Annotated in this window: 23 protein-coding genes and 1 tRNA gene; 13 read left to right on the top strand and 11 right to left on the bottom strand. The window is 59.1% G+C overall.

Features of this window, described 5'->3' with window-relative positions; translation table 11 throughout:
* Positions 1-13: 13 nt before the first annotated feature.
* The 5 genes from rlmB to DFR37_RS01375 all read left to right on the top strand — a co-directional run bounded on the left by rlmB (position 14) and on the right by DFR37_RS01375 (position 3,637).
* The gene (gene rlmB / locus DFR37_RS01395) at positions 14-763 is read left to right on the top strand and encodes a 23S rRNA (guanosine(2251)-2'-O)-methyltransferase RlmB (protein WP_113931457.1); all 750 of its coding nucleotides are present in this window, start codon (positions 14-16) and stop codon (positions 761-763) included.
* Positions 764-874: 111 nt separating this feature from the next.
* On the top strand, positions 875-2,122 hold the full coding sequence (locus DFR37_RS01390) for a cystathionine gamma-synthase family protein (protein WP_113931456.1): 1,248 nt from the start codon (positions 875-877) through the stop codon (positions 2,120-2,122).
* 6 nt (positions 2,123-2,128) lie between these two features.
* The gene (locus DFR37_RS01385; RefSeq protein WP_113931455.1) at positions 2,129-2,809 is read left to right on the top strand and encodes a Fe2+-dependent dioxygenase; all 681 of its coding nucleotides are present in this window, start codon (positions 2,129-2,131) and stop codon (positions 2,807-2,809) included.
* A gap of 286 nt (positions 2,810-3,095) precedes the next feature.
* Positions 3,096-3,368, top strand: coding sequence for an HU family DNA-binding protein (locus DFR37_RS01380; protein WP_113931454.1), 273 nt, complete (start codon positions 3,096-3,098; stop codon positions 3,366-3,368).
* A 193-nt stretch (positions 3,369-3,561) separates the two neighbouring features.
* Positions 3,562-3,637: transfer RNA gene (locus tag DFR37_RS01375), tRNA-Val, on the top strand.
* 114 nt (positions 3,638-3,751) lie between these two features.
* Here DFR37_RS01375 and DFR37_RS01370 read toward each other — a convergent pair.
* A complete protein-coding gene (locus DFR37_RS01370) occupies positions 3,752-4,891 on the bottom strand; it encodes an ABC transporter substrate-binding protein (protein WP_113931453.1) in 1,140 nt (379 codons plus the stop codon).
* Positions 4,892-4,997: 106 nt separating this feature from the next.
* Positions 4,998-6,848 (bottom strand): feruloyl-CoA synthase, encoded by a 1,851-nt coding sequence (locus DFR37_RS01365; RefSeq protein WP_113931452.1) that lies wholly within the window; start codon positions 6,846-6,848, stop codon positions 4,998-5,000.
* 241 nt (positions 6,849-7,089) lie between these two features.
* On the opposite strand from DFR37_RS01365, the gene DFR37_RS01360 reads away from it, so the two are divergent.
* On the top strand, positions 7,090-7,521 hold the full coding sequence (locus tag DFR37_RS01360; RefSeq protein WP_242341679.1) for a MarR family winged helix-turn-helix transcriptional regulator: 432 nt from the start codon (positions 7,090-7,092) through the stop codon (positions 7,519-7,521).
* 5 nt (positions 7,522-7,526) lie between these two features.
* Here the strand turns inward: DFR37_RS01360 and DFR37_RS01355 are convergent, their stop codons facing one another.
* Entirely contained in the window at positions 7,527-8,255 is a 729-nt protein-coding gene (locus DFR37_RS01355; protein WP_113931451.1) for a tetratricopeptide repeat protein, read from the bottom strand.
* 109 nt (positions 8,256-8,364) lie between these two features.
* Positions 8,365-10,557 (bottom strand): TonB-dependent receptor, encoded by a 2,193-nt coding sequence (locus DFR37_RS01350; RefSeq protein ID WP_113931450.1) that lies wholly within the window; start codon positions 10,555-10,557, stop codon positions 8,365-8,367.
* A 421-nt stretch (positions 10,558-10,978) separates the two neighbouring features.
* Between DFR37_RS01350 and DFR37_RS01345 the strand changes: the two genes are divergently transcribed.
* From DFR37_RS01345 to DFR37_RS01315, 7 genes are all read left to right on the top strand, one after another.
* Complete coding sequence (locus tag DFR37_RS01345; protein ID WP_113931851.1) at positions 10,979-11,779, top strand: energy transducer TonB; 801 nt, start codon at positions 10,979-10,981, stop codon at positions 11,777-11,779.
* Between the two features lie 8 nt (positions 11,780-11,787).
* Positions 11,788-12,609 carry a MotA/TolQ/ExbB proton channel family protein gene (locus DFR37_RS01340; protein WP_113931449.1) on the top strand — a complete coding sequence of 274 codons (822 nt, stop codon included), beginning with the start codon at positions 11,788-11,790 and terminating at the stop codon, positions 12,607-12,609.
* A 2-nt stretch (positions 12,610-12,611) separates the two neighbouring features.
* Positions 12,612-13,052, top strand: coding sequence for an ExbD/TolR family protein (locus DFR37_RS01335; RefSeq protein ID WP_113931448.1), 441 nt, complete (start codon positions 12,612-12,614; stop codon positions 13,050-13,052).
* 179 nt (positions 13,053-13,231) lie between these two features.
* A complete protein-coding gene (locus tag DFR37_RS01330) occupies positions 13,232-13,906 on the top strand; it encodes a response regulator transcription factor (protein WP_113931447.1) in 675 nt (224 codons plus the stop codon).
* A gap of 105 nt (positions 13,907-14,011) precedes the next feature.
* Positions 14,012-15,091, top strand: a complete 1,080-nt coding sequence (locus DFR37_RS01325; protein WP_113931850.1) for a sensor histidine kinase — start codon at positions 14,012-14,014, stop codon at positions 15,089-15,091.
* 10 nt (positions 15,092-15,101) lie between these two features.
* Positions 15,102-16,994 carry a potassium transporter Kup gene (locus DFR37_RS01320; RefSeq protein WP_113931446.1) on the top strand — a complete coding sequence of 631 codons (1,893 nt, stop codon included), beginning with the start codon at positions 15,102-15,104 and terminating at the stop codon, positions 16,992-16,994.
* A gap of 29 nt (positions 16,995-17,023) precedes the next feature.
* Positions 17,024-18,118 (top strand): porin, encoded by a 1,095-nt coding sequence (locus DFR37_RS01315; RefSeq protein WP_113931445.1) that lies wholly within the window; start codon positions 17,024-17,026, stop codon positions 18,116-18,118.
* Positions 18,119-18,187: 69 nt separating this feature from the next.
* Here DFR37_RS01315 and DFR37_RS01310 read toward each other — a convergent pair whose 3' ends face one another.
* From DFR37_RS01310 to DFR37_RS01280, 7 genes are all read right to left on the bottom strand, one after another.
* A complete protein-coding gene (locus tag DFR37_RS01310; RefSeq protein WP_113931444.1) occupies positions 18,188-18,700 on the bottom strand; it encodes a hypothetical protein in 513 nt (170 codons plus the stop codon).
* 140 nt (positions 18,701-18,840) lie between these two features.
* Positions 18,841-19,164 (bottom strand): monovalent cation/H(+) antiporter subunit G, encoded by a 324-nt coding sequence (mnhG, locus tag DFR37_RS01305; RefSeq protein ID WP_113931443.1) that lies wholly within the window; start codon positions 19,162-19,164, stop codon positions 18,841-18,843.
* Complete coding sequence (locus DFR37_RS01300; RefSeq protein ID WP_113931442.1) at positions 19,161-19,442, bottom strand: K+/H+ antiporter subunit F; 282 nt, start codon at positions 19,440-19,442, stop codon at positions 19,161-19,163. The genes mnhG and DFR37_RS01300 overlap by 4 nt, the downstream gene beginning before the upstream one ends.
* On the bottom strand, positions 19,439-19,924 hold the full coding sequence (locus DFR37_RS01295) for a Na+/H+ antiporter subunit E (protein ID WP_113931441.1): 486 nt from the start codon (positions 19,922-19,924) through the stop codon (positions 19,439-19,441). Before DFR37_RS01295 ends, DFR37_RS01300 begins: the two co-directional genes overlap by 4 nt.
* The gene (locus DFR37_RS01290; RefSeq protein WP_113931440.1) at positions 19,921-21,555 is read right to left on the bottom strand and encodes a monovalent cation/H+ antiporter subunit D; all 1,635 of its coding nucleotides are present in this window, start codon (positions 21,553-21,555) and stop codon (positions 19,921-19,923) included. The genes DFR37_RS01295 and DFR37_RS01290 overlap by 4 nt, the downstream gene beginning before the upstream one ends.
* Positions 21,552-21,896: a Na+/H+ antiporter subunit C gene (locus tag DFR37_RS01285; protein ID WP_113931439.1), complete on the bottom strand. Its 345-nt coding sequence runs from the start codon at positions 21,894-21,896 to the stop codon at positions 21,552-21,554. The genes DFR37_RS01290 and DFR37_RS01285 overlap by 4 nt, the downstream gene beginning before the upstream one ends.
* Positions 21,896-24,826 carry a monovalent cation/H+ antiporter subunit A gene (locus tag DFR37_RS01280; RefSeq protein WP_113931438.1) on the bottom strand — a complete coding sequence of 977 codons (2,931 nt, stop codon included), beginning with the start codon at positions 24,824-24,826 and terminating at the stop codon, positions 21,896-21,898. Before DFR37_RS01280 ends, DFR37_RS01285 begins: the two co-directional genes overlap by 1 nt.
* Between the last annotated feature and the right edge of the window lie 136 nt (positions 24,827-24,962).

The following is a 24,962-nucleotide window of genomic DNA, read 5'->3' as shown; positions in this document are numbered from 1 at the left end:
ATTTAGGAAAAATATGTCGTCCCATCAGGTTTTGGCCGGTTTTCATGCCGTGACTGCGCGCTTGCGCCATGCGCCATCGTCGATCAAAGAGCTCTATGTCGAGGCGTCCCGCCGCGACAAACGCATGCAGTCGTTCATCGAGCAGGCGCAGGCCGCCAATATACGGATCCATCCTGTCGGCATCGAGAGGCTCGACGGCCTGTCGCGCGGCGTCAAGCATCAAGGCGTAGTGGCGCTGGCTGAAGAAAACAAATTGGCCATCGATGTCGACGAAGTGCTGGATTTGCTTGAGGACAGGGGACAAGCTCCTTTGCTGCTTATTCTGGACGGGGTTACCGATCCGCATAATCTTGGCGCTTGCCTGCGCACGGCAGACGCGGCCGGCGTGCATGCGGTCATCGCCCCGCGGGACCGGGCCGTGGGCTTGAACAGCACAGTGCAACGGGTTGCATGCGGCGCCGCCGAAACCGTCCCTTATATTATGGTCACCAATCTGGCACGCACCATGCGTCAACTGAAGGATCGCGATGTCTGGCTGGTGGGCACCGACGACCAGGCGCAGGGCACGATGTATTCGGTCGACGCCCGCCGTCCCATGGCATGGGTCATGGGCGCCGAAGGCGAGGGCATGCGGCGCCTTACCCGCGAAACCTGCGACGAGCTCGTCACAATACCGATGGCCGGCTCGGTCGAAAGCCTGAACGTCAGCGTGGCAAGCGCAGTTTGCCTCTACGAGTCGGTGCGCCAGCGCTCCAGCGGCTAAGCTTCCCGCATTGGCGCCGGCTGCTTGCGGCGAGGCCGCGTGCGAGCAGGTAGGCTGCGTGGCCCTGCCATACAGGCAGGCATTGTTTTATATCGTCTTCACTTCACTATCATGGCTAATAAAGATAATAGCGGTAATGGTTTTACGACCACCATTCTTCATTCCGACCGGCGCTCCAGTGTCGAGCACGGCGCCATCCACAAGCCCTTGCATCCCTCATCCGAATATGCGTTTTCCGATGCGCGCGAACTGGCGGCGGTGTTCCAGGGCAAGAAAGGATTTACGTATGCGCGCCAGGGTACGCCCACTACCGCAGCGCTGGAAGACAAGATCACGAAGATGGAGGGCGGAGCCGGCACGGTGACTTTCGCGACCGGCATGGCCGCCCTGACCGCTGTCTTTTTCACTTTGTTGCGCAAAGGCGACCACCTGATCACCAGCCAGTTTATTTTCGGCAATACCAATAGCCTGCTGACTACGCTGGCGGGGCTTGGCGTCGAAGTCACCTTGGTCGACGCCACCGATGGCGAAAACGTGAAGGCGGCATGGCGCCCCGAAACACGCATGGTGTTTGTCGAGACCATCGCCAATCCGGGTACGCAAATCGCCGACCTGCGGGCCATCGGCCAGTGGTGCAAGGAAAAGAATCTGGTCTACGTCGTGGACGGTACCTTGTCCACACCCTGGCTGTGCCGCGGCATTGACGTGCATGCCAGCCTGGTGGTGAACTCCCTGTCCAAGCACCTGGGCGGCCATGGGCATGCGCTGGGCGGCGCGGTCACCAGCACGGGCCTGTATGACTGGACCGGCTATGAGGCCATTGCCGAGCCTTATCGCAAGGGCTCGCCCTATGATTGGGGCCTGACCCACATCAAGAAAAAAGGCCTGCGCGATATGGGCGGGACGCTGTCGGCCGACTCGGCGCACCGTATTGCGGTCGGCTCCGAAACGCTGGCTTTGCGCCTGGCAAAAGAGTGTTCCAATGCCATGCGCCTGGCCCAGTACCTCGACGCCCACCCCAAAGTCGCCAAAGTGCATTATCCCGGCCTTGCCGGCCACCCCCAGCACAAGCTGGCCGACGAACTATTCCAGCATCGCTTTGGTGCGTTGCTTGGCGTCGAACTGGTCGATAACATCGATGTCTTCGAATTTTTGAATCGCTTGCGCGTGCTGATCCTGGCTACCCATCTTGGCGATACACGTACGCTGGTGCTGCCTGTCGCACACACGATCTATTACGAAATGGGTCCTGAACGCCGCGCGGTCATGGGCATTGCCGACAGCTTGCTGCGCGTATCCGTCGGTATAGAAGATATCGAAGACCTTATCGAGGATTTCCGGCAAGCCCTGGAAGGATAAAACAACATGCTGATCGAGATTCCGGAATTGTTTTCCACGGCTGAGGCTTCGGTCATACGAAAACAACTTGAGCAGGCCGACTGGATCGACGGCAAGGCAACCGCCGGTTATCAGTCGGGCAAAGTCAAAAGCAACCGGCAGCTGCCCGAAGACCATCCGCTGGGCCGCGAGCTGGGCCAGCGCATTATCGAACGCTTGACCACCAATAATGTGTTCATGTCGGCGGCGCTGCCGCAAAAAATATTCCCGCCGCTATTCAATTTGTATGCGGGCGGCGAATCTTTCGGCTATCACATCGATAATGCCATCCGTCCGGTAAAAGGTACGCAGGAAAGAGTGCGTACCGATCTGTCGATGACGGTGTTCTTTTCCGAGCCGGACTCCTACGAAGGCGGGGAACTGGTCATCGAAGATACGTTCGGCACCCGGGAAATCAAACTGGCGGCCGGCAGCGCGGTTCTTTATCCCGGCATCAGCCTGCACAAGGTCAACCCAGTTACCCAGGGTGCACGCATCAGTTCCTTCTTCTGGATCCAAAGCCTGGTGCGCGAGGACAGCGAGCGCGCTCTGCTGTTGCAACTGGATGTAGCCATACAGCGCCTCATGCATGACACGCCTGGCCATGCGGCCCTGGAAGAGCTCACGGGCATTTACCATAATCTGCTGCGTAAATGGGCTGATGTTTAGCCTGGGCATGGGCTGTGGCGTACCGTATTGGGCGCACAGAGTCCACAATGTTAAAAAAAGTCAGCAACCGTGCGGGTTTTGAGCGATATTTGCTTGACACGTGCGCGTTTCAAAGGCTTAATACGCGTTAGCTGGTTTGTTGCGCAAACTGTTGTCTGGCTTGCCTTCAACCCGTATTTGCTGCATCGATTTCGGGTAGTGAAAACAGCACATCTTGTGCTGAATTTTTTTGATTGGTCGTCGGGCAAAATTGCCCGGCCATAATAATTTTTAGGGGTAATCCTTAATGAACAAAACAGAGCTCATCGAACACATCTCCACTAAAGCCGACTTATCCAAGGCCGACGCCGGCCGCGCCCTCGAGGCCTTCATTGGTGCCGTCAAAACGACACTCAAGAAAAAGGGTTCGGTCACCCTGGTTGGATTCGGAACGTTCGCGGTTTCCGAACGCGCTGCCCGTACCGGCCGCAATCCCCGCACTGGCGAAGCCATCAAAATCAAGAAAGCCAAGGTGCCTAAGTTCCGTCCAGGCAAAGCACTGAAAGACGCTGTCAACTAATTGGCGCGTTCTGGTTTGCGCGGGCAATAATAGTCAGCTATAATTTGCCCCGTTTTGCAAGAAGTTAAGTGGCCCCGCAGTTCTAATGGAAGTTAAGGTAGTAGCAGTTAACGGCATGTGTCTGCTAGTAGTGCAACGGCAATACTAGAGTACCAGCAGGTTAACGGCAGCAGCTTGATTTGCGATGCACAAGGGGTGCTTAGCTCAGTTGGTAGAGCGGCGCCCTTACAAGGCGTAGGTCACAGGTTCGACCCCTGTAGCACCCACCAAAACTTCATGCACAAGTAAGAAGCACTTAGAGAGCAATCCCTAAGTGCTTTTTTGTTGCCTGAAGGTTGATGCCTGAAGGCGGTGCATCTGGTGATGCGCCGCCTTCAGTGCGCTTAGTCGGCGGCCGCGAAGGCGCCGTCCTTGATGGTAAGCATCATTTGGGCTTGCTTGTCGAAGCCGAAGTGGTCGTCCTTGGTGTAGGTGATGACGCCTTGGGTGATGGGAATGCTGCCGTGGGTTTCCAGCGCGTTTTTCAGAGCGGTGCGGAACTCTTGCGTGCCCGGCTTGCCGCTCTTGAGCGCTACGGGAACCACCTGGCTCAGGATCAGGTAGGCATCGTAGGCGTGTGCGGCGAACTGGTTGCGTGTGCCCGCGCCGTATTTTTTCTCGTAGGCGTTGACGAAATCGGTGGCAATCTTCTTGGAGGGATGGCTTGCCGGCAAACCTTCGGGCAGCACGGCCAGGCCCGAGACGACGAACGAGCCTTCGACGGCTTTGCCGCCCAGGCGGATCAAGTCGCGCGATGCAGCGCTGTGCGTCTGGTAGATCTTGCCCTTGAAGCCGCGTTCGACCACAGTGGTGTGGGGCATGGCGGAGCCGCTGCCCGACGCGACGATCAGGATGGCATCGGGTTTGCTGGCAATGGCTTTGAGGGCCTGCGCGGTGACGCTGGTGTCGGCGCGGGCGTAGCGTTCGACGTCGGTAATCTTGATGCCTTCCTTGTCGGCCAGCTTGGTCAGCTCTTTCAGCCAGCTCTCGCCGTAGGCGTCGCCGTAGCCGATGAAGGCGAAGGACTTCACCCCAATTTTTTTCATGTGGTCGATGACGCCGCCTGCCATGACGGCGGTCGATTGCGGCAGGCGGAATGTCCAGGTGCCTTTGCCTTCAGGGAACTCCGCAGGCGCGGCGGCCAGTTGCACGGTCTTGCCTTCGGCAGCGACTTCGCCCATGGCGATGGCCGGCGTGGTGGTGCTGGAACCAATGATGACGTCGACCTTGTCTTCGCTGATAAGGCGCTGTGCATTCTTCTGGGCCTTGGCCGGATCGCTGCCGTCGTCAAGCGTGATGAACTTGACCTTTTCGCCGGCGATATTATCGGGCCACAAGGCGAAGCCGCTGTTTACGGGGATGCCCAGTCCCGATGCTGGGCCGGTCAGCGAAAGGTCGACGCCGATGGTGATTTCGGCATTGGCCTGCGTAACGGCAAAGCCCAGTGCGGCGGCCAGCAGGCTGGCGTGGAATACTTTTTTCATTCTGAATCTCCTTTGTTGTGAACTACCTTGATGTGCTGCTTTTATACGGGTTAAGAGCCGGGTAAGCGGCTGGGTGCGGCGGGTCTGTGCCCGCTCGTTGAAGTGTTTACTTGGCGGTTGGCCGTATGATTGCTGCGTCGGTGCCGGTATACAGGGTTTCAACCATTGCACTGCGGTGCGTCAGTACGGCGCGCTGGTTTATGGAGCCTTTGTCGGTGATCTCGCCAAGGTCCAGCGACGGCGCTTTCGTCAGAATCATTGCGCGTGCAATGCGGGTTGCGCTGCCGGTGCCTTGGGCATAGAGCCGGTCGCTCATGGCCTGGAAAAATGCAACGACGGCCGGGGATGACAGAACCTCCCCGTCGGGGGCTGATGCGTCCAGCCCCGACAATCGGCGGCATAGAGCCACGTTGGGCACTATCAGCATGCCGACTTCGCGCCGGTTGTGGCCGGTAATGACTGCGTCCTGAAGGTAGGGCGCGCCTTCGCGCGCCGCGACGGCGCGCAGCGGCCCCACGCTGACCCAGGTCCCGGTGTCCAGCTTGAAATCCTCGGCCACGCGTCCGTCGAAGACAAATCCTTGATTGGGATCGTCGGAGTCCAGCCACTTGACGGCATCGCCCGAACTGAAGAAGCCTTCTTCATCGAAGGCCTGGGCGGTTTGCTCGGGAGCGCGCCAGTAGCCCGGCGTGACGTTGGGGCCACGATAGCGGATCTCGGTTTTGTCGCCGTTGGGTATGAGCTTCATTTCCATGCCGGGCAAGGGCACGCCGATCTGCCCAGCTTGCGCGCTTTCTTTCAGGACGAACATGGCGGAAGGGGAGGTTTCCGTCATGCCCAGGCCAGTCGTCATGACGATGCGCTCGCCGCAGGCTTTCTCGGCCGTGGCATGCAGCTTGTCCCAGACGGGCTGGGCAAGTGCGGCTCCGGAGTAGAACTGGATTTTAAGATTGCGATAGAAGCTGGCTAGCAGCGTGTCGTCGGTTTCGAGCGCATTGGCGATTTTTTCCCAGCCGATGGGGACATTGAAGTAAAGGGTAGGGGAGATCTCGCGCAGATTGCGCAAGGTCTCGGCAATGCCCTGGTCTGTCGGCTTGCCGTCGTCGATATAAATGGTGCCGCCATTGTTCAGTACGATGCCCAGGTTATGGTTGCCGCCGAAGGTGTGGTTCCAGGGCAGCCAGTCGACCAATATGGGGGGCTCTGTTTCAAGAAAAGGCCAGGCGTGGCCGATCATTTTGAGATTGCTGCACATCATGCGCTGCGTGTTGACGACGGCCTTGGGCAGCGAGGTCGAGCCCGACGTAAACAGGAACTTGACGATGGTATCCGGGCCGGTGGCCTGGTAGGCGGCATCGACGGCATCGGTAATGGGTGTGGCCAGCAGCGATTCGAATGTGGTGCAAGGGCGGCTGGCAGCCGCGCCATGGGTGCACAGGTACTCGACATCGTCCGGCACAGTGCTGGAAACGGCGGCTTCGTATTTGCCGGCGTCGGAAACGAACACCAGCCCTGGCGTCAAGACCTTAAGTACATGGCGCAGTTTGTCGTAGTCTTTGGACACCAGAGAATAAGCCGGCGAGATCGGCGCGTAGGGAATGCCGGCATACTGGCAGCCGAGCGACAGCAGGGCGTGTTCGATATCGTTTTCAGACAGTATAAGAACAGGGCGTTCGGCGGACAGGCCGCGGTTGATCAGGCCCTGACCGATATGGCGCGCGGCCTGCAGTGCCTGCGCGTAACTGATGCGGCGCCATTGACCGGACGCGTCGCGCTTGGCGATATAGCAGCGCTCGGGCGTGGTCTGTGCCCAGTGCGTCAGGCGGTCGGTCAGGCGGCGCGGATAATCGCCCAGCGGCATCGAGGTCTTTACGTAAACCACGCCATCGGCGCCAGGGTGGGTTTCTACCGGCAAGCTGCCTAATGCCACATGGCGGTAACGGTGATGTGAAGCCATTTTGTCTCTCTGTTTCTTGCCCGCAGGGGCGGTTGCAGCAGTTATTGTTTTTATTATGAATAGCGCGATGAAAGATTTTGCTTGCGCTGGCGCTGCCGTATTTTCGTTGCGGCGCCACGTAATTATTTTTTCATCGCAGAGTATCAGACTACCTGATATTGGGCTTATACTACACGCAGAAAAACAGACTTGCAAGAAGAATTCAAAACGCAGTAGTCACACATGGCTAAAGGAGCTACCAGTGGACAAACCTAGCGGCATTGCCTATTTGATCGGGCGGCTCGACCATATGCTTAATCGAAGAATCCGCGACAGCATTGCCCCCATGGGTATCACCGCAGCCCAGTACACGGCGCTGTCGGTCTTCCGCAAGCATGGGCAGTTGTCCAATGCGCAGTTGGCCGAACGCTCGATGGTGTCGCCGCAGTCGGCAAACGAGATGGTCAAAACCATGGAGCAGCGCGGCTGGATAGCGCGCCAGTCGCCGTCTACTCACGGCCGCATTATTCAAATTGGACTGACCGAGCAAGGCTTGGACTTGCTGAAGAAATGCGATGCGGCGGTGATAGAAGTCGAAGCGGCCATGCTGGCCGAAATCGACGAAGACCTGCAGGCGCCGTTGTATGCGCAGCTAAAAACGATGGTGCGCGGCTTGAGCGTGCTGACGCTATAGCGGCCCTAAGGCTTGTGGGCAAGCTCGCGCAGTCTGGCGTGAGGGGCGTTGGCCAGGAAATCCCGCAACTTCAACATGAACGCTGGGGTGGCAGTTTGGGGCACAAGCTTGAACCAGCCAATGGCCTCATCCAGATGGCCCCGCGCCGCCAATAGCCGGCCGTAATTGAACTGCCCGCGAAAATCCCCGCCTTCGGCGGCCAGGCGATAATAGTCAAATGCGGTTTGTTCGTTGGCTTCGGCCTCCCAGCCATCCTCATAAAAGCCACCCAGGATGTTCATGGACTTGGCGTGACCCTTTGCTGCGGCATTCTTGAACCATATGAATGCTTCCACGCGGTTGGCTTTCGTGCCGCGCCCCAAGGTCAGCGAGGTGCCATAGTTGTACATGCCCCATACCGAGCCGTTGGCCGCTGCGCGCCTGAACCAATATGTGGCGATGGTTGTGTCGGGTTCTACGCCCCAGCCGTTTTCATGACAGCGCCCGACCATATTCATGGCCATGGCATCAAGCTGGTCCGCGGCCTTCTTGAACCAGTCCAGGGCCGCGCCGGGATCGCGTTCGATTCCCCGGCCTTCAAGCAGCATATGGCCATAACGCAGTTGCGCATCGGCGATGCCGTGTTCGGCTGCCGTTGCCAGCCAACAGGCGGCGATTTCAGGAGGACCGCTGATAATGGCGGCAAATTCTTCCGGAGTCGCCGCGTTGAATTGTTCGACGCTTATTTTGTTCATAAAAAAACCAACGCTAAAGAAGCGGGCCGGCCGCCCTGGTGGACGACCGGCCCAATGTCTTTACAGGATTATGTCGGCGACTGTTTGATTTGTGCGGACATTTACTGTTTTAGTAAGACATATTGAGATTGAGAATGGCCGCGCGCCCCGGAGCAATGTTGGCATAGTGGCTTCCGTAGGCTTTGTCGTAATAGGTCTTGTTGAAGACATTCAGTACGTTAAGCTGTACGTTTAGGTTTTTGTTGAACTGATAGCCAGCCATGGCATCGAAGCGCCAGTACGATGGAATTTCCAGTTTGTTGGCGGGATCGCCGAACTGTTTGTCCACATAATAGGCACCGGCGCCAACGGTGAATTGCGGCAGGACTTTGTAGCTGGTCCATAGGCTGAAACTGTTTCTTGGCGTATTTGGGAACTGGTTGCCGTTGTTGGCATCGCCAGGGCCATTATCTTTAAGCTTGGCATTCAGGAAGGTATAGCCGCCGAAGATCTGCCATTTTGGCGTGATGGCGCCAGAGAAGCCCAACTCAAGGCCATCCACTTGCTTTTTGCCGGCCAGAGCGTAATCGCCGTTGGCCTGGATAATGCGGGCATTGGTCGTTTCCGTACGGAATACGGCGGCGGTAAGGCTCAAGCTCTTGTTAAGCACATCCCACTTCGTGCCGATTTCATAAGTGCGGTTTTTTTCGGGAGCTAATTGGTCCGCATTTCCGCCTCGGCCGCGCGAAGGGAGGGAACCGTCGCTGCCTTCGCCCGCTGACGCATTGAACGGCGTCGAGGAGGTGGCATAGGAAATATAGAAACTGCCATTGTCGGCGGGCTTATAGACCAGCCCCAACTGATAGTTGAACAGCGTATCGTCGCGGCTGAGATTGGTTGTACTGGACTTGGTCGAAGTAGAGTAGTTGTCTACGCGAACGCCCAAGCCGGCCTGCCATTGCTTGCTGAATTCGATGGTATCGAAGGCATAAACGGACTTGGTGGTGACTTTGCTGTCGGTGGGATTGCCTGCGCGGCCGCCGCTAAGCGTGTTGACCCACGGGTCATTGGGATTGGGGCTGTACAGGCTGGTGCACTGATAAGCGCTGGCCGCGCCTGTACCGGTGGGGCATTTCGTGTAGGGGCTGACAGCATTCGTGCGGTCGACCAGCAGTGAGTCTTTCGTGCCTTTCTCTTGCGAAAGCTCGATACCGACATTGAAACTGTGCTTGAGACTGCCGGTCGTAGTCTTGCCGACCAACTCCGTCTGGTTGGCCAGGCTGTTCACGTCGCTGATACGGGTATTTGCCCTGCGCCAGACCATGCCTTTCAGAACGTTGCCCTGGCTGTCGTCAGGCTGGGTCCAAACATATTTTTGGTCTGAATAGGTATAGCGCGTAGTGTTGCGCAAGGTCAGGTTATCGTTGAAATCGTGCTCGATCCCGACGGTAGCCATGTCGCTGGTGGTCTTGCGGTAGTCGCTGGACAGGCCGTAGAAGTTATTGCGGTCGACATCGGCCGGTCCGACAATGCCGGTACGCAAGTTGGTGGCGTAGGGAATCCCGCTATCGGGCAGGTCGTCCGTCTGCAAGTGGTAATAGCTTAAGGTAACGCGGGTGGGTGTGCCCAGGCCGAACGTGATGGTCGGCGCGACGCCCCAGCGCTTGTTGTTGACCATGTCCCGTCCGGCGACATCGGCGTCGTGGTACATGGCGTTAAGGCGGAATGCCGTGTTGTCGTTCAGTTTCCAGTTGCTGTCGATGGTGCCGCGGTAGTAGCTGTCGGTACCCAGGCCCAGGCTGGCATTGGTGAAGTCATAGGCTTTGGCGGTTTTGCTGATCAGGTTGATGCTGCCGCCTGCGCCGCCGCGCCCGCCGTAGGCGCCGTCGGAACCCTTGATGACTTCCACCTGTTCCAGGTTGAAGACTTCACGCGACGTGGCGCCGATATCGCGCATGCCGTCCACGTAGGTGCTGCTTTGGGCATCGTAGCCGCGGATGAAAGGGCGGTCGCCCAATGGGTTTCCGCCTTCGCCCGCGCCAAAAGTAATCCCCGGCGAGTTGCGCAGTACGTCGGTCAGGCTGGAGGCCGCCTGGTTTTGAATAATCTCTTGCGGAATGACTTGTACGGACTTGGCTGTGTCGAGCAGCGGCGCGGTGAATTTTTCCGAGGCGGACTGCTTGACGTCGTAGCTGTTCGGTGCCTGGCCTTGAACTTGCACGGGCGCCAGTTCAGAAACATTACCGGCGTTTTGCGCGGTGGCGGCGAATGGCGCCATGAATAATGCCGGAGTAGCAATGGCGCAAGCCAGGCTGCCGGCCATATTGCCGCGCAAGAATGACGTAGGCGAATTAGTAGGTACAGACACCGTTTTATACTCCCTTTTGTATTGCGAATCATTATCGTTTGAGATCGCTATTCTATTCTCATCATTTTTTTATGCAAATAGTTATTGCGCTGGATTACCAAAAAACAACATGGTCCTGGGCGTGGAAGAGAGCTTGCTGCGCTTTCCACATCCCTGCAGCCGCGCGGTTTGGCACAGCACACAGACGGTTCCGGTCCAACTCAAGATTATTGTATTGCGAATGGTTCGCATTTCTGATATTGTGCTTGTCTGTTGTCGTTTTTCCAGGCTTTCAAAGACTGTTTTGAGTGGTGCGCGGGTGGTATTCAGATGCGCCATCGTCCTTGGCTCAATGTTTTTGTTCAAGCTTTGTCACGGTTTTTTTGTCGTTGGATGCATGACGCGTTTTCTTTTTTCTCCTTCAAACCGCTCTACACAGATCAAGCTGGCTGCCGTGCTTTGTGTTGCCGGATTGCACGTGGCGGTCATTGCGGCAATTCTCGCCGCGCCGGTCAAACCGAATATTTCAATGCCCGAGTCGGTGGAAATTCAATTCGTGGAGATCGGTCCAGAGCTCGTCGATGCCGCGGTCAATCCAGAGCCAGCCCCGCAAGAGGCGCCTCCGGAACCCGAACCGGAACCGGAGCCGCCCAAGCCCGAGCCAATTATTGAGCCCGAGCCGGTGGTTCAGCCGCCTCCCGAACCTGAACCCGAACCGGTAGTAGAAAAGCCCGAACCCGACGCGATCACCCCAGAGCCGCCCAAGCCGAAACCCAAGCCTAAGCCGAAGCCCAAGCCCAAGCCTGTGGTCAAGGCGGCGCCCAAGCCGCCGCCCGAAACACCGGTCGCCGCACCCAGCGGGGCGGCCGCTGTGCAGGCCGCGCCCCAGGCTCCTGCCGCGCCGCGCGACCCTAATAAGCCGCGCTTGATCGGCCGTGTGGACTACCTGGGCCAACGTCCCATGCCGGAGTACCCGCGGGCGTCGCAACGCCGCGGCGAAACCGGCCGGGTCATGGTTCGCGTGCTGATTTCCCCGCAGGGGGCGGTCGCCAATGCCAGCGTGCGCTCTTCTTCAGGCTATGCCCGGCTGGACGAGTCGGCGCTTGCGGCGGCGCGTTCGGCAAGATTCAAGCCCTATACCGAAAACGGCATTGCTTATCCCGCATTGGCCGATATTCCATTTGATTTTGTTTTATAGGAACCAGCATGTTCGATTTCGTAAATAATCTGCTGCAAGTCGTGGCGCAAGTAGGGCAGGCGGCTTCCGAGGCCGCAGCGCCCGTGGCCATGACGCCGGACAGCGGCATGTTGCACTTCGTCGCGCAAAGCGACGTGGTCGGCAAGAGCCTGTTCGGCATCTTGATATTCATGTCGCTGATCACCTGGTATTTGATCTTTGTGAAGTCCTTCACCAATATGCGCACTCATCGGCATTCGCGCCGGTTTCTGCATGAGTTCTGGGCCGCCAGTTCGCTGGAGCAGGTCGAAAACGAAATCGCCACTCACGGCGCGACAGAACCCTTCGCCCACGTTACCAGCCATGCCATCCACGCCCGTAATCATCACGCGAAATACGGGGCGCTCAAGCTGGAAGAAAAAGGTTCGACCAGCGCCTTCGTTACACGCATGATCCGCAAAGTCATCGACGAGGAAACGGCCAAGCTGGAAAACGGCCTGACCGTACTGGCTTCCATCGGCTCGACAGCGCCGTTCATTGGGCTGTTCGGCACGGTGTGGGGGGTTTATCACGCTTTGGTCGGCATAGGCCTGTCGGACGGCGTGAACATCAATCGCATTGCCGGCCCTGTGGGCGAAGCGCTGATCATGACGGGACTTGGGCTGGCGGTTGCCATTCCCGCGGTGCTGGCCTATAACGCCTTTGTACGCGCCAACCGGGTCTATCTTGCCCAACTGGACGCCTTTGCCCACGATTTGTTTACGTTCTTGTCCACGGGCCAGCAGGTCATCGAGTCCCGAACCGGCGGCAATGTGCGCAACATGGCTGTCGCTGCATCTAAAAAGGACTGATCATGGCATTCGGAAGCTTCGACAGCAAGGTCGGAAACCACACCATGTCCGAGATCAACATGGTGCCCTTGATCGACGTCATGCTGGTGCTGTTGGTCATTTTCATTATTACCGCGCCTTTGCTCAGCCATTCCATCAAGATCAATGTGCCGCAGGCAAGTGCCGAGCCGGTCGAAACCAAGCCCCAGGTCATCGACTTGGCGGTCAATGACGCAGGGCAACTGTTCTGGAACGAGCAACCGGTGCTTATCGAGGACTTGAAGCCTCGCTTTGCGGCCGAAGCAGGCCTGGATCCGCAACCCGAATTGCGCATTCGCGCCGATCTTGGCACGCGCTATGAAATATTGGCGCAAGTCATGAGCAGCGCCAAGGCCGCGGGCATGAAGCGCTTGGGATTCATCACCCGTCCTGGCGAGCCCGGAGCGGAGCCGGCGGTCAAGTAGGCGTGTCGGTCGATGCGCGTCGGTGTGTGCAAGCTTTTGCGCAGTGCAGGCGGCTGGCTTGGCCACCAATGGTGGAATCAACGCCGTATTTTCTCAGCCCCTTGTCAGGTTTGTAACCGGGGCAGGTTTATATGGCGTTTTCGCATTGAAAAGCTGTCGCTTCGAGATAGAATCACGGCATGCGACTACTAGTTATAGAAGACGATGCTACTTTAGGCCATGCCCTCCAGGAATTTCTGGTCGGCCAGGGCTACGCCGTCGATTGGCTGCTGGACGGCGAACCCGTGCTTGGCGCCGTTACCGGGCAGGTCTACGATTTATTGCTGCTAGACCTTAATCTGCCGGGCATGAGCGGGCTTGACGTCTTGCGCCAATTGCGCGCTCAAGGCCAGCAAGTCCCCGTATTGATACTGACAGCGCGCGATGGCGTCGAGGACCGCGTGGCGGGCCTGGATGCGGGCGCCGACGACTACGTCACGAAACCGTTCGAACTGGCCGAGCTTGCCGCCCGAGTACGGGCGTTCGCGCGCCGCCGCGTCGGTCAGGTTCAGCCTCTGCTCGAGCTTGGGCCGCTGGTGTTCGACAGCGTAAGCCGCGAGGTCCGGGTCGGCGGCCAGCGTCTGGCGTTGTCCGTGCGCGAGCTGTCGGTGCTGGAAATGCTCATGAGCCGTGCCGGCCGGGTTGTTACCAAGCGCCAGATCGTCAATTCGCTTTCCGCCTGGGATGCCGATTTCAGCGAGAATGCCGTCGAGGTGTATGTCTATCGTTTGCGCAAACGCCTTGAAGGCACAGGCGCCGGTATCCAGACGGTGCGCGGTTTCGGATATCTGCTCGATGTCGACAGTGCCGCGTAGCGCTTCGGACGTTTGTCAGGGCTGTTGCGGCGTCCTCAGCCACTTCATCCACGGCTCATGATTCGCGATTCGGTGCCTGACGAGCGCGCCACGCTATCGCCGCACATGCGTCTGGCCGCCTTGCTGCAGCCGGGTTCGCTGGCCCGCCATCTTATTTTTCGCCTGTTGCCGCCGGTTCTCGTCCTCGTCGTCCTGGACTTGGCCGTGACCTGGATTGTCACCAGCCGCATCAATCTCTCGGTCTGGCTGCTGCGCGATATCTTCTGGGTGCTATTGCTGAGCCAGGTTTTCCTGGTCTTGCTGATTGCCGGCGTGCTGATCGCCGGGGTGCGCTCGGGGCTGAAGTCCATCAATAAACTATCGGATGAAATCAATCAGCGCTCCATCGACGACTTGCAGCCACTTGATGTTTCGGGGCTGACGACCGAGATCGCCCCGGTCGTGAACCGCATCAACGACCTGCTGCTGAGGCTGGATGATTCCATGCAGGCGCAAAAACGTTTCATCGGGCACGCGGCCCACCAGATCAGGACGCCATTGAGCGGGCTCAAGCTGGAGTCTGAGCTCATGCTGGCGGGCGACTTGCCCGACGATGTGCGCGAACGGGCCCAGCGCATCAAGTTCGTGACCGACCGCATGATACGCCTGGGCCAGCAGTTGCTGGTCCTGGCGCGGGCCGATTCGTCCATCCGGCCCCAGGACAGTTTCCAACGGCTGGATTTGGCGGAGTGGGCGCGCTTGAGCGCCTCGGAATGGATCCGGGCAACACGGGCCCAGGGGATAGATTTGCAGTTGTCGGCGCCCGAGGACCCTATCTGGGTGGACGCCGATCCGTTGCTGCTTGAAGAGATGCTGAGCAATCTTATCGATAATGCTTTACGTTATGGGGCGGGGGCACGCTACATTCTTATCCAGGTGGGCGCGACACCGCCCTCGCTGGCCGTGGAGGATGACGGAGTGGGCATCGATGCCGAGGACCGCGAAAGGGTATTCGAAGCCTTTTACCGCTCGCCTAGAGCCAGCGCCGGCGGATCGGGGCTGGGCCTGGCCATTGTCCGCGAGATTGCCAGGGCACATGGAGGATGGTGGAGCCTGGCCAGCCGCCCCGAGTTTCCGGGCACCCGTATCAGCATCGTTTTTCCCGGGCCGCGCAAGGGAACCAATTTGACGCGACATGAAGGATAGAGTCAGTACTATGAGCACAGAGCTAGAACACGCAAAATCCCGGGCGTCGCCGGGCGCGGCGATGCTTATCGGTGCATTGGGAGTCGTATACGGGGACATCGGCACCAGTCCTTTGTATACCCTGCGCGCGTCGCTCAGCGGCTTTGCAACATTGGGCGAACAGCACGTCATGGGCGTGTTGTCGCTGCTTTTCTGGATGTTGATGCTGGTCGTTTCATTGAAATATGTCACGCTGATCCTGCGCGCCGACAACCGCGGCGAAGGTGGGACCCTGGCTTTGATGGAATTGGCTGTACGCGGCATCCAGGGGCGCCGCCGCTGGTTTCTGGTGGTGCTGGGCCTTATCGGCGCAAGCCTGTTTTACGGCGACAGCATGATTACCCCTGCCATCTCGGTGCTGTCTGCCATTGAAGGCATAGGCATTGTGTCGCATACGCTGGACCCCTGGGTGGTGCCCGCGGCGCTGGCCATCATTGTTGGCCTGTTTGCCGTGCAGTCGCATGGCACGGGTGCCATGGGCAAGTTGTTCGGGCCCATCATGCTTGCGTGGTTTATTGTGATTGGAGTCTTGGGTGCTTGGCGCATTGTCCAGACACCGCAAATCCTTCGGGCGGTCAATCCAATGTGGGCGGTCGACTTTGTGGCACAAGGGCCCTGGACGGCTTTTTTGCTGCTTGGCGCGGTCGTGCTGGCGCTGACCGGCGCCGAAACGCTGTATGCGGACATGGGCCACTATGGCCGGCCCGCCATACGGCGAGCCTGGTACGGTTTGGTGCTGCCTGGCCTGGTGCTTTGCTACTTCGGACAAGGGGCCTTGCTGTTGGCCGACCCATCGGCAATTCGCAATCCCTTTTTCCTGCTCGCGCCGGAATGGATGCTGATACCCCTGGTCGGCCTGGCAACGATAGCCACCATCATTGCTTCGCAGGCGGTCATCTCGGGCGCCTTTTCGGTAACGCGCCAGGCGGTGCAATTGGGCCTATGGCCACGCATGGATATCACGCACACTTCGGCGCGTGAAGAGGGGCAAATCTATTTGCCGCGAGTCAATCAGTTGCTGTGCATAGCCGTACTTGTATTGGTGCTGGGATTCCAGTCTTCTGAAAACCTGGCGCACGCCTACGGCTTTGCCGTTACGGGCACCATGTTGATGACTTCCCTGTTGGCGTTTTCGGTTTTGCCGCGTCATTCCTCCGGCCTGCGCAAGATATTGTGGCTGGTTCTTATTAGTTTCTTTTTGGTTGTGGACGTGTTGCTTTTCTCGTCCAACACCTTGAAGATCATCGATGGTGGCTGGCTGCCTTTGGTGGTGGGGGCAAGCATCTTTACCTTGATGCTTACCTGGAAACAGGGCCGCGATAAAATGCACCAGACGTTGGCGGGCGACCACCAGCCCTTGAAGGATTTTATCGAGGCCATCGAGCAGTATCCGCCGGTTCGCGTGCCCGGCACGGCGGTGTTCATGAGCATGATTGTTGACACGGTGCCGCCGGCGTTGCTGCACAACCTCAAGCATAATAAAGTCCTGCACGAGCAGGTGCTGTTTCTTAACGTGCAAAGCGCCGACGTGCCTTATGTGGCGTTTCACGAACGCTACGAACTTGAACGAATGGGCCGCAGCGGCTGGCAAATCGTTGCCAAATGGGGGTTCAAGCAAGAACCCAATGTGCCCGACTTGCTCGAGCAATTGGCGCAGGACCATCCGGAGATCAATCTGGAGCCCATGCAGACATCGTATTTTTTGTCCAGACAAACGATTATTGTCGTGCGCAAACTATCGTTTCGCATGCGCTGGCGCCGCAGCCTTTTTGCGTTCATGGCGCGCAACGCCAGCCGCAGTACGCGTTTTTATAAGATACCGCCCAATCGAGTGGTTGAAATGGGCATGCAACTGGAACTTTAGTCCTCTGGTTTTTTTGCCGCGAGTCATTTATGAAGTGGTTGCCAGCGTTGATATTGGGTCTGTGTTTCTGCGGAGCACTTCGGGCGCAGGAAAACAGCCTTGTTTTGTATGGGACCGTTGATTCGGGCATTGCTTCGACCCGCTCATCGGAGCCAGGCGATGGCTCGCGCTCGAACGCTCAAATGCTGTCGGGCGGGCTTACCGATTCCCTGTTTGGCATTCGCGGCCAAGAGGCGCTGGGCGGCGGTTGGTCGGCATCATTCGAACTCGAATCTCAGTTCGGCAGCAATACAGGCATGCTTGAAGTTGGCTCCTCGTTATTCGACAGCTCGGCTTGGCTTGGCCTTGGCGGCAGCGATTTCGGCGAGCTCAGGCTGGGCCGCCAGCATACGGTAGCGCAACAGTTTGGCAGCCAGCTTCAAGTCGCTTCCTGGAAGGACATGGACATGGGCGCCATGTTCAAGGCATCCACCAATTACCAGGTGAATCAGGCGGTCAATTATTTGTCGCCGTCGTGGGCGGGTTTCAAGCTGGGCGCCGGTTATAGCTTCGATGTGCAAGGTTCAGGCGCGCGGCTGGACAAATCGCCCGCGCTAAGCCTGGCCCTGCAGTATCAGCAGGGTCCGTGGTTGGCGGTGGCAACCTGGGATAAAACCTATTTGAAGCAGTCGGTGTTGCCCGATACAGTGCACCCGGAGGCTTGGCAGCTGGGGTTAAGGTACGATGCCGGTTTTGCGGCGGTGTCCGTGGCATGGAGCCGCCAGCGCAATGGGTATGTAAGCCTGGAAGGTATAGACCCCGATGCGCCGAACCTGGGTTTGGGACTAGCCGGATTTCTTACGGGCGGGCATGTAGGCACCTATCTGCTGGGCCTTGCCGTGCCGGTAGGCCATGGAGAGCTGCAGTTGCAATGGTCCTTGGCCCAGCCTTCGTGGTCTTGGGAAAATGGCGAAAAAGCCCATTCGGCGCAATTGGCGACGCTGGGCTATGTGTATAACTTGTCGCCGCGCACGCGTCTTTATCCGATGGCAGGCGTAGCTGCGCGGTATTCCCTGGAGAGCTCGTTTGTCCAGGGCCAGGGTACGACCACAAGGTACATGGCCGGCGTCGCGCATAGCTTTTGACAGCCAAACGGGGGCGGTGCGTTGGCATGAACGCCGTATGCACCGCCGCTTGGCAAGCCGTATGGCTGTTTACTTCATGCTGCCGTTGGACATGGAACCATTCGGCATGGAGCTGTTCGGCATGGCGCCGGGAGCGGCCGGAGGCATAGACCCCGACATCGTGGCGTCGCCGGGAACTGTAATGGTGGTTTCACGCAAGACGCCGCCACCGCCGACACTGCCTTGCACTCGAGCATTTTGCGGATTGTTCATCAATGTCATGCAGTCCTGGCGCTGGCCCTCTGGCAGGCTCATGCAGCGACTGGTGGCGTCTTGCTTGTATCCGCTGGAGCTTTCAGCCGTAAGCTGGCCTCGTTCGGCGGCTTGAAGCGCTGCGCCGGCCTCGCGTTCGCAGGTGGCCCGGCTTTCGGTCGTGCTTTGGCCGGACTTGCACAAGGCCATGTCTTGTTGATATTGGGCGCGTGCACTGCTGTTGGCTTGGGCCGACCCGCCGGCGGCAAGTGCGGACGCGGAGGCCAGCCCCAGACATAGGGCGAATAGAACGGAAGTGGGGCGGGACAAAACCGATAATTGGCGATTCATGGTCGTCTCCTTAAAAGCGTGACAGTCAGGGACTGAGGGGAAAATCTGCTTTTAAGTATAAAAGAATCCGCCGACTGTCCGGTAACGAAATGTTGGCTACGGAACAACAGCCGGTCCGCGCCAGCGGACCCGGCTGTTGTTCAGTCGTCCCGGACCGGACGCCTGGCGTCCCGGCGCAGTCCTGCCTGCATCAGCAAGATAGCCGTCACCGGCGATACCAGCACCAGCAAAAAGGTGATCAGCAGTTGGTGGATGACCAGGCGGCCTTCAGTGGCCGATGAAACCAGGACCGAGGCCAGCAGCACAAAGGCCACGCCCAGGGTGTTGCCCAGCGTAGGGGCATGCATGCGCGGGTAGAAGCGCTTGAAGCGCAGCAGCCCGGCCGAGCCGAACAAGGTCAGCACGCCGCTAAGCACCAGCAGAATGGCTGCCGGGACGGACGCCCAAAGAGGAAGTTCTGTCATGGTTCGATGACCTCGCCTTTAAGCAGGAACTTGGCCATGGCGGCCGAGCTGACAAAGCCGAACAGGGCGATAAGCAGGGCAATGTCAAAATAAATATCGCTTTTGAATTGAATGCCCAGCCCCAGCAAGATGAGCAGACCGTTGATATACATGGTGTCCAGCGCCAGGACGCGGTCTTGGGGAGTGGGGCCAAGCAGCAGGCGCAGCGTGGCGCAGCCCAGCGCCAAGGCAAAGCAGCAAAGTGCGAACATGCCAGCCCAATACAGTATTGCCGTCATTCGAAAATCTCCTTTAAAGGCTGTTCGTAGCGTTGCTTGATCAGCGTGATCCAGTAGTTTTCGTCTTTAAGATCGAGTACATGCAACGTAAGGACGCTGCTGTTTTCGGAAAAGCCGGCCCAGACCGTGCCGGGCGTATAGGTAATGATGCAGGCCAGCGCCGCCAGGCCATGCGGATCGCTCATTTCTATGGGAATGCGGATGAATCCGGGTGTGTGCGACAAGGGTCCCAGCCAGATAAGGCGGGCGACCGCAACGTTTGACTTGGTGATGTCGACGGCGACATGAGTCAGCAGCCGGATCAGCGTCAAGCCGCGCTTGGGCGTCGAACGCAGCGGACGCAAGGCCATGGCGGCCCATGCCAGCAGCAGCGCCAGCACACTGCCCAGGATAATGTCGCCCACGGCCAGTGTTTCGTTGAGCAGCAGCCAGATTGCCAGCAGCAAAGCCGGCATCAGCAGCCAGTACAAAATGCGTTTCATGGCGCGCCTCCCGGCGCCAGCAGCCTTGCCGGCTGGGCGTGCAATACGGCGTCGATATAAGAGCGGGGATTGTCCAGCGCCAACGCCGTGTCGTTAAGGTAGGCCAGCACAGGGCCAGCCCATATGGCCAGGCCGACGCAGCACAGCACCAGGAATGCGACAGGCGCCGCTTCGACCACGCGCAGGCGCGGCGTGATGGAATCTTCCGCGCTCCAGAACAGGCGGATGCCCGCCCGGGACAGGGCTATCAGGCTGCCCAGGCTGGAGATCAGGACAGCGGCAACCAAAAGCCAGGCACCCACTGTAGGCCCATCGGTGGAAGCCTGCAAAGACGCCGACAAGAGCGAGAACTTGGCCACGAAACCGGACAAAGGCGGAAGCCCCGAAACCAGCAAGGCACAGGCAATGAAAGCCATACCCAGGAAAACCATGGCCGCGGGCAGGGCAACGCCGACGACGTCGTCGGAGCGGTCCGGGGATTCCGGGTCGTCCAGATCGAAGGCTTCCAGGCTGACGGCCAGCACATCGGCGCCGAAACTGCGCGTTCGTTCAACCATCTCGACCAGCAAGTAAAAGGCGCCCAGGGCCAAGACAGAGTTGATCAGGTAAAACAGCGCCGGCCCTGTAAGCGTTACGCCGGGCATGCCCAGCGCGGTAAGCAGTGTGCCCGACGAAGAAATGACGCAATAGCCGATCATGCGTTCGGTCTGCTGCGAGGCAAGCATGCCGATAGTGCCGAAAGCCAAAGTGGCCAGGCCTACCGGAAACATCCACTCGCCGCCGAATGCGGCGGGGGCGCCGGTGGGAAGCAGCAATGACCCCAGCCGCAGCAGCGCGTAGATGCCGACTTTGGTCATGATGGCGAAGATGGCGGCTACGGGAGCGCATGCGCTGCCATAGGCATTCGGCAGCCAGAAATTCAGCGGCCATGCGGCGGCCTTGATAAGAAAGGCGATGCCTAAGATGGCCGCGGCAGTTTCGAACAGCAGGCGGTCGGGCCCGGCCAGCTTGCCGGCCTGGACGGCAAGGTCTGCCATATTGAGTGTGCCCGTAACGCCGTAGATCAACGCCATAGCAATAAGCAGCAGGAACGAGGCAAACAGGTTGGTCGCAATATAGTGCAACCCGGCGGTGACCCGCGACTCGCCCGAGCCATGCAGCATCAAGCCATACGATGCGGCAAGCAGCACCTCGAAAAAGACGAACAGATTGAACAGATCGCCGGTAAGAAAGGCGCCGTTCAGCCCCATCAGCAAGAACTGGAACAGGGGGTGGAAATGTACGCCGGCCCGGTCCCACCGCGCCGTCGCATAGGTAAGCGTAGCCAGGCCCAGTATGGCATTCAGCGTCAGCATGATGGCGGAGAGCCTGTCCACCACCAATACGATACCGAAGGGAGCGGGCCAGTCGCCCAGCAGATAGACGGCGATATGGTTGATCCAGGACGAGGGCTGAAACCCCGACGCCATAAGCAGCAGCTCGATGGCTATGGCCAATTGCGCCAGCACCGAGACAAACGAGACAGCCAGGCGCGTGTAGCGGTAAGAGTCTTTCAGCAGCAACAGGCAGGCGCCTGTCAGCAGCGGCACCGCTATGGGCAGAACAGGCAAATGGGCCGGCCAATCGATCACAGGTCGGCCTCTCTTCCGTCGACATGGTCATTGCCGGCCAAGCCCCGGGAGGCAAGCAGTACCACCAGGAATAAAGCGGTAGTGGCAAAGCCGATGACGATGGCGGTCAGCACCAGAGCCTGGGGTACGGGGTCGGCGTACTGGCTCGGGTCGGTGCCCTTGAGTGTGCTGATAATGGGCGCGGCGCCCACGGTAAGGCGGCCCATGCCGAATATGAAAAGATTGACGGCGTAGGACAGCAGCGACAAGCCCATGATGACCTGGAAGGTTCGTGGGCGCAGGATAAGCCAGATGCCTGATCCGGCCAGTACGCCGATTGCGGTGGCCAGTATGATTTCCATTAGTTCACTCCTTCATGGACGGACATTCGCCCGTCGGGTGCGTGCGGCACGGCAATCTTGCGATGGAAGCGGCGGGACTGGTGCGCCAGCGCCACCAGCATCAGCACCGTTGCTCCGACCACCAGCATATAGACGCCGATATCGAACAGCAGCACGCTGGAAAGATGGATGTGCCCGACCACCGGCAAGGCTATGTCCAGCGCCTGTGCCGTAAGCAGGGGGCGCAAGCCCCACCAGGATGACACGGCGGCGCCGCCGGCAGCCAGCAGGCCCAGAGCTATCCAGTATTGCGGCCGCAGGGCTTGGCGGGATTCTACCCAGGTCACGCCGCCCACCATGTATTGCAGAATAATGGATGTGGCCATAATCAGGCCGCCGACAAAGCCGCCGCCCGGAGAGTTGTGCCCGCGCAATAGGAAGTACAGGGAGATGAGCGCGGCGATCGGCAAAAGAAGGCGTGCAAGCACAGCCGGTATCTTCATGTCGCCGCGCGGCACCAGGGCGTCGGGGTCGGCCTCGGGTATTGCGGTTGCGCTGGAGTTGGCCGCGCCTTGCTGCTGGCGCAAGGGGCCGTCGGTAATGGTTTCGGGAGGCGGACGAAAGCGTCGCAACAGGGCGTAAACCGTAAGCGCCACGATGCCCAGAACCGTGATTTCGCCCAGGGTGTCGAAGCCCCGGAAGTCGACCAGGATGACGTTGACGATATTGGTGCCGCCGCCTTCGGACAGGGCTTTGTCGACGAAGAACGCGGAAACGCCTTCGCGGGCCGGACGCGTCAGGACGGCATAAGCCAGCGCAGCCAGGCCGGCGCCGCCGGCTATGGCGACCACCAGGTCGCGTGTGCGCCGCGCCAGCCTTGAAGAACTCATGCCGCCATCGTCGCCTTCGATGCGCGGCGGCAGCCAGCGCAGGCCAAGTAAAATAAGAACGACGGTGACAACTTCGACGGTCAATTGGGTAAGGGCCAGGTCGGGCGCCGAAAACCAGGCAAACGTGATGGCGGTTGCCAGGCCCGCGCCGCCGGCCATGGCCAGCGAAGCGGGACGATGGTATTTGGCCTGGCTGGCCGCGCCAATCGCGCAGGCCCCGCCAGCCACCCACAGAATAAAGAAGAACAGATTGAATGGGGTGCCAAGGGTGGGTTTTATCCAGTTGCCGCCCAGCAAGGGCAGCGTTGCGACCGCCAGCGTGGCCAGCACCCCCAATAGCAGTTGGCGCTGCAGGCGCGCCGAATATGTTTTGTCCAGCAACCAGGCGGTCGTGGCATCGATATTTTCGAGCAAAGCCTCGAAGCTGCGGCGACCATCGAAGCGATACAACAGCGGCGTTCGGTCGGGATGGGCCCGGCGCCGCCAGAGCAGCAGGCTGTAGATGGCAACGCCGCCGAGCAGGGCGGCAAAGCTCATGAGCAGCGGCTTGTTGATGCCATGCCAGATGGCCAGGTCGTACTGCGGCATGTCGGCGCCGAGGATCGACAGCGTTGCGGCATGCAGAAAGGGGCCTAGAGTGTATTTTGGGAAGATGCCGACCAACAGACAGGTGAGCACCAGCAAGCCGCTTGGAACCAGCATCCAGAACGGAGGTTCATGCGGTGCACGCGGCAAATCGGACGGAGGCGGCCCGAAAAATACCTGGGATACGAAGCGCAGGGAATAGGCGACACTGAAGGCGCTGGCAATGACGGCCGCCAGCGGCAGGAAAACTTCCGTCAGGGTACTGCCGTTCAGGAATACAGTTTCGGCAAAGAACATTTCCTTGGACAGGAAGCCATTCAGCAGCGGGACGCCCGCCATCGAGGCCGCTGCCACCACCGCCAGCGTGCAGGTAATGGGCATGACCTTTGAAAGGCCCGACAAGCGTTGCATGTCGCGCGTGCCCGTCTCGTGGTCGACGATGCCCGCGGCCATGAATAGTGAAGCCTTGAACGTGGCATGGTTCATCATGTGGAAGACCGCGGCCACCAGCCCGAGAGTGCTGTTCAGGCCCAAGAGCAGGGCGATGAGGCCGAGATGGCTGATGGTGGAATAGGCCAGGACGCCTTTCATGTCGCGCTGGAAAATCGCCGCATAGGCGCCCAGCACCAATGAGCAAAGCCCGGCTCCGCCTATCATCCAGAACCATTGGTCGGTGCCCGCCAATACGGGCCAGAAGCGGGCTAGCAAAAATACACCGGCCTTGACCATCGTGGCCGAATGCAGGTAGGCGGATACCGGCGTAGGAGCTGCCATGGCATTGGGCAGCCAGAACTGGAATGGAAATTGCGCGCTTTTGCTTAATGCGCCTATAGCGATAAGGACGAGTACAGTTGTGTACCAAGGATGACTGCGCACCAGGTCGCCGGATGCCAGCACGGTATCGAGGTCGTAGCTGCCGACGATATGCCCCAGCATCAGCACGCCGGCCAGCAAGCAAAGCCCGCCGGCGCCGGTGACTGTAAACGCCATGCGGGCCCCGCGTCGTGCATCAAGGCGGTGGTACCAATAGGCGATCAGCATAAACGAAGACAAGCTGGTCAATTCCCAGAACACCACCAGTTGCAGCAAGTCGCCCGACAGCACGACGCCCAGCATCGCGCCCATGAACAGCAGGAAAAACGAAAAGAAGCGGCGCACCGGATCTTGCGGCGACAAATAATAGTGGGCGTACAGCACGACCAGCGCGCCCATAAGCGTTATAAGCAGGGTAAACAGCCAGGCATATCCGTCCAGACGCAGTACGAAGTTGATATCGAGGGCGGCCGGTATCCAGGACGCAACGACTTTAACGGTGCCGCCGTCGGCGACGGCCGGGTACTGGGCCATGGCGAGCAGCGCGGTAGCCAGTGCCACGCCGCCTGCCAGCCACGCCTGGACGTTGCGTTTGTTGGCGGGTATCAGCGCAGTGATCAGGCTGCCCGCGAAGGGCAAGGCGAGGATAAGGACAAGCGGCATCTAGACCTTGCTGGTGTATGGGATTCTGCTTGTAATGATACGATATTTTATTGGCGATTCTTGGGCCTGTTTGCAAAATAAGTGCTAGTTAGCAGGCGCTATCGGCATTTTGCGTTGCGATGCATGGGCGTTGCCA

It is taken from the genome of Eoetvoesiella caeni (assembly GCF_003315175.1).
Classification (GTDB): domain Bacteria; phylum Pseudomonadota; class Gammaproteobacteria; order Burkholderiales; family Burkholderiaceae_B; genus Eoetvoesia; species Eoetvoesia caeni.
The sequence above is the reverse complement of the archived record's forward strand: the minus strand, read 5'-3'. Positions and strand labels throughout refer to the sequence as shown.

Coding starts and splice junctions, on each gene's coding strand:
- DFR37_RS01330 (WP_113931447.1), top strand. CDS start 13,232: ATGCGACTACTAGTTATAGAAGACGATGCTACTTTAGGCCATGCCCTC.
- DFR37_RS01315 (WP_113931445.1), top strand. CDS start 17,024: ATGAAGTGGTTGCCAGCGTTGATATTGGGTCTGTGTTTCTGCGGAGCA.
- DFR37_RS01350 (WP_113931450.1), bottom strand. CDS start 10,557: ATGGCCGGCAGCCTGGCTTGCGCCATTGCTACTCCGGCATTATTCATG.
- DFR37_RS01365 (WP_113931452.1), bottom strand. CDS start 6,848: ATGGCTTCACATCACCGTTACCGCCATGTGGCATTAGGCAGCTTGCCG.
- DFR37_RS01295 (WP_113931441.1), bottom strand. CDS start 19,924: ATGAAACGCATTTTGTACTGGCTGCTGATGCCGGCTTTGCTGCTGGCA.
- DFR37_RS01280 (WP_113931438.1), bottom strand. CDS start 24,826: ATGCCGCTTGTCCTTATCCTCGCCTTGCCCTTCGCGGGCAGCCTGATC.
- DFR37_RS01325 (WP_113931850.1), top strand. CDS start 14,012: ATGCGTCTGGCCGCCTTGCTGCAGCCGGGTTCGCTGGCCCGCCATCTT.
- DFR37_RS01385 (WP_113931455.1), top strand. CDS start 2,129: ATGCTGATCGAGATTCCGGAATTGTTTTCCACGGCTGAGGCTTCGGTC.
- mnhG (WP_113931443.1), bottom strand. CDS start 19,164: ATGACAGAACTTCCTCTTTGGGCGTCCGTCCCGGCAGCCATTCTGCTG.
- DFR37_RS01390 (WP_113931456.1), top strand. CDS start 875: ATGGCTAATAAAGATAATAGCGGTAATGGTTTTACGACCACCATTCTT.
- DFR37_RS01355 (WP_113931451.1), bottom strand. CDS start 8,255: ATGAACAAAATAAGCGTCGAACAATTCAACGCGGCGACTCCGGAAGAA.
- DFR37_RS01340 (WP_113931449.1), top strand. CDS start 11,788: ATGTTCGATTTCGTAAATAATCTGCTGCAAGTCGTGGCGCAAGTAGGG.
- rlmB (WP_113931457.1), top strand. CDS start 14: ATGTCGTCCCATCAGGTTTTGGCCGGTTTTCATGCCGTGACTGCGCGC.
- DFR37_RS01335 (WP_113931448.1), top strand. CDS start 12,612: ATGGCATTCGGAAGCTTCGACAGCAAGGTCGGAAACCACACCATGTCC.
- DFR37_RS01380 (WP_113931454.1), top strand. CDS start 3,096: ATGAACAAAACAGAGCTCATCGAACACATCTCCACTAAAGCCGACTTA.
- DFR37_RS01370 (WP_113931453.1), bottom strand. CDS start 4,891: ATGAAAAAAGTATTCCACGCCAGCCTGCTGGCCGCCGCACTGGGCTTT.
- DFR37_RS01285 (WP_113931439.1), bottom strand. CDS start 21,896: ATGGAAATCATACTGGCCACCGCAATCGGCGTACTGGCCGGATCAGGC.
- DFR37_RS01310 (WP_113931444.1), bottom strand. CDS start 18,700: ATGAATCGCCAATTATCGGTTTTGTCCCGCCCCACTTCCGTTCTATTC.
- DFR37_RS01345 (WP_113931851.1), top strand. CDS start 10,979: ATGACGCGTTTTCTTTTTTCTCCTTCAAACCGCTCTACACAGATCAAG.
- DFR37_RS01320 (WP_113931446.1), top strand. CDS start 15,102: ATGAGCACAGAGCTAGAACACGCAAAATCCCGGGCGTCGCCGGGCGCG.
- DFR37_RS01300 (WP_113931442.1), bottom strand. CDS start 19,442: ATGACGGCAATACTGTATTGGGCTGGCATGTTCGCACTTTGCTGCTTT.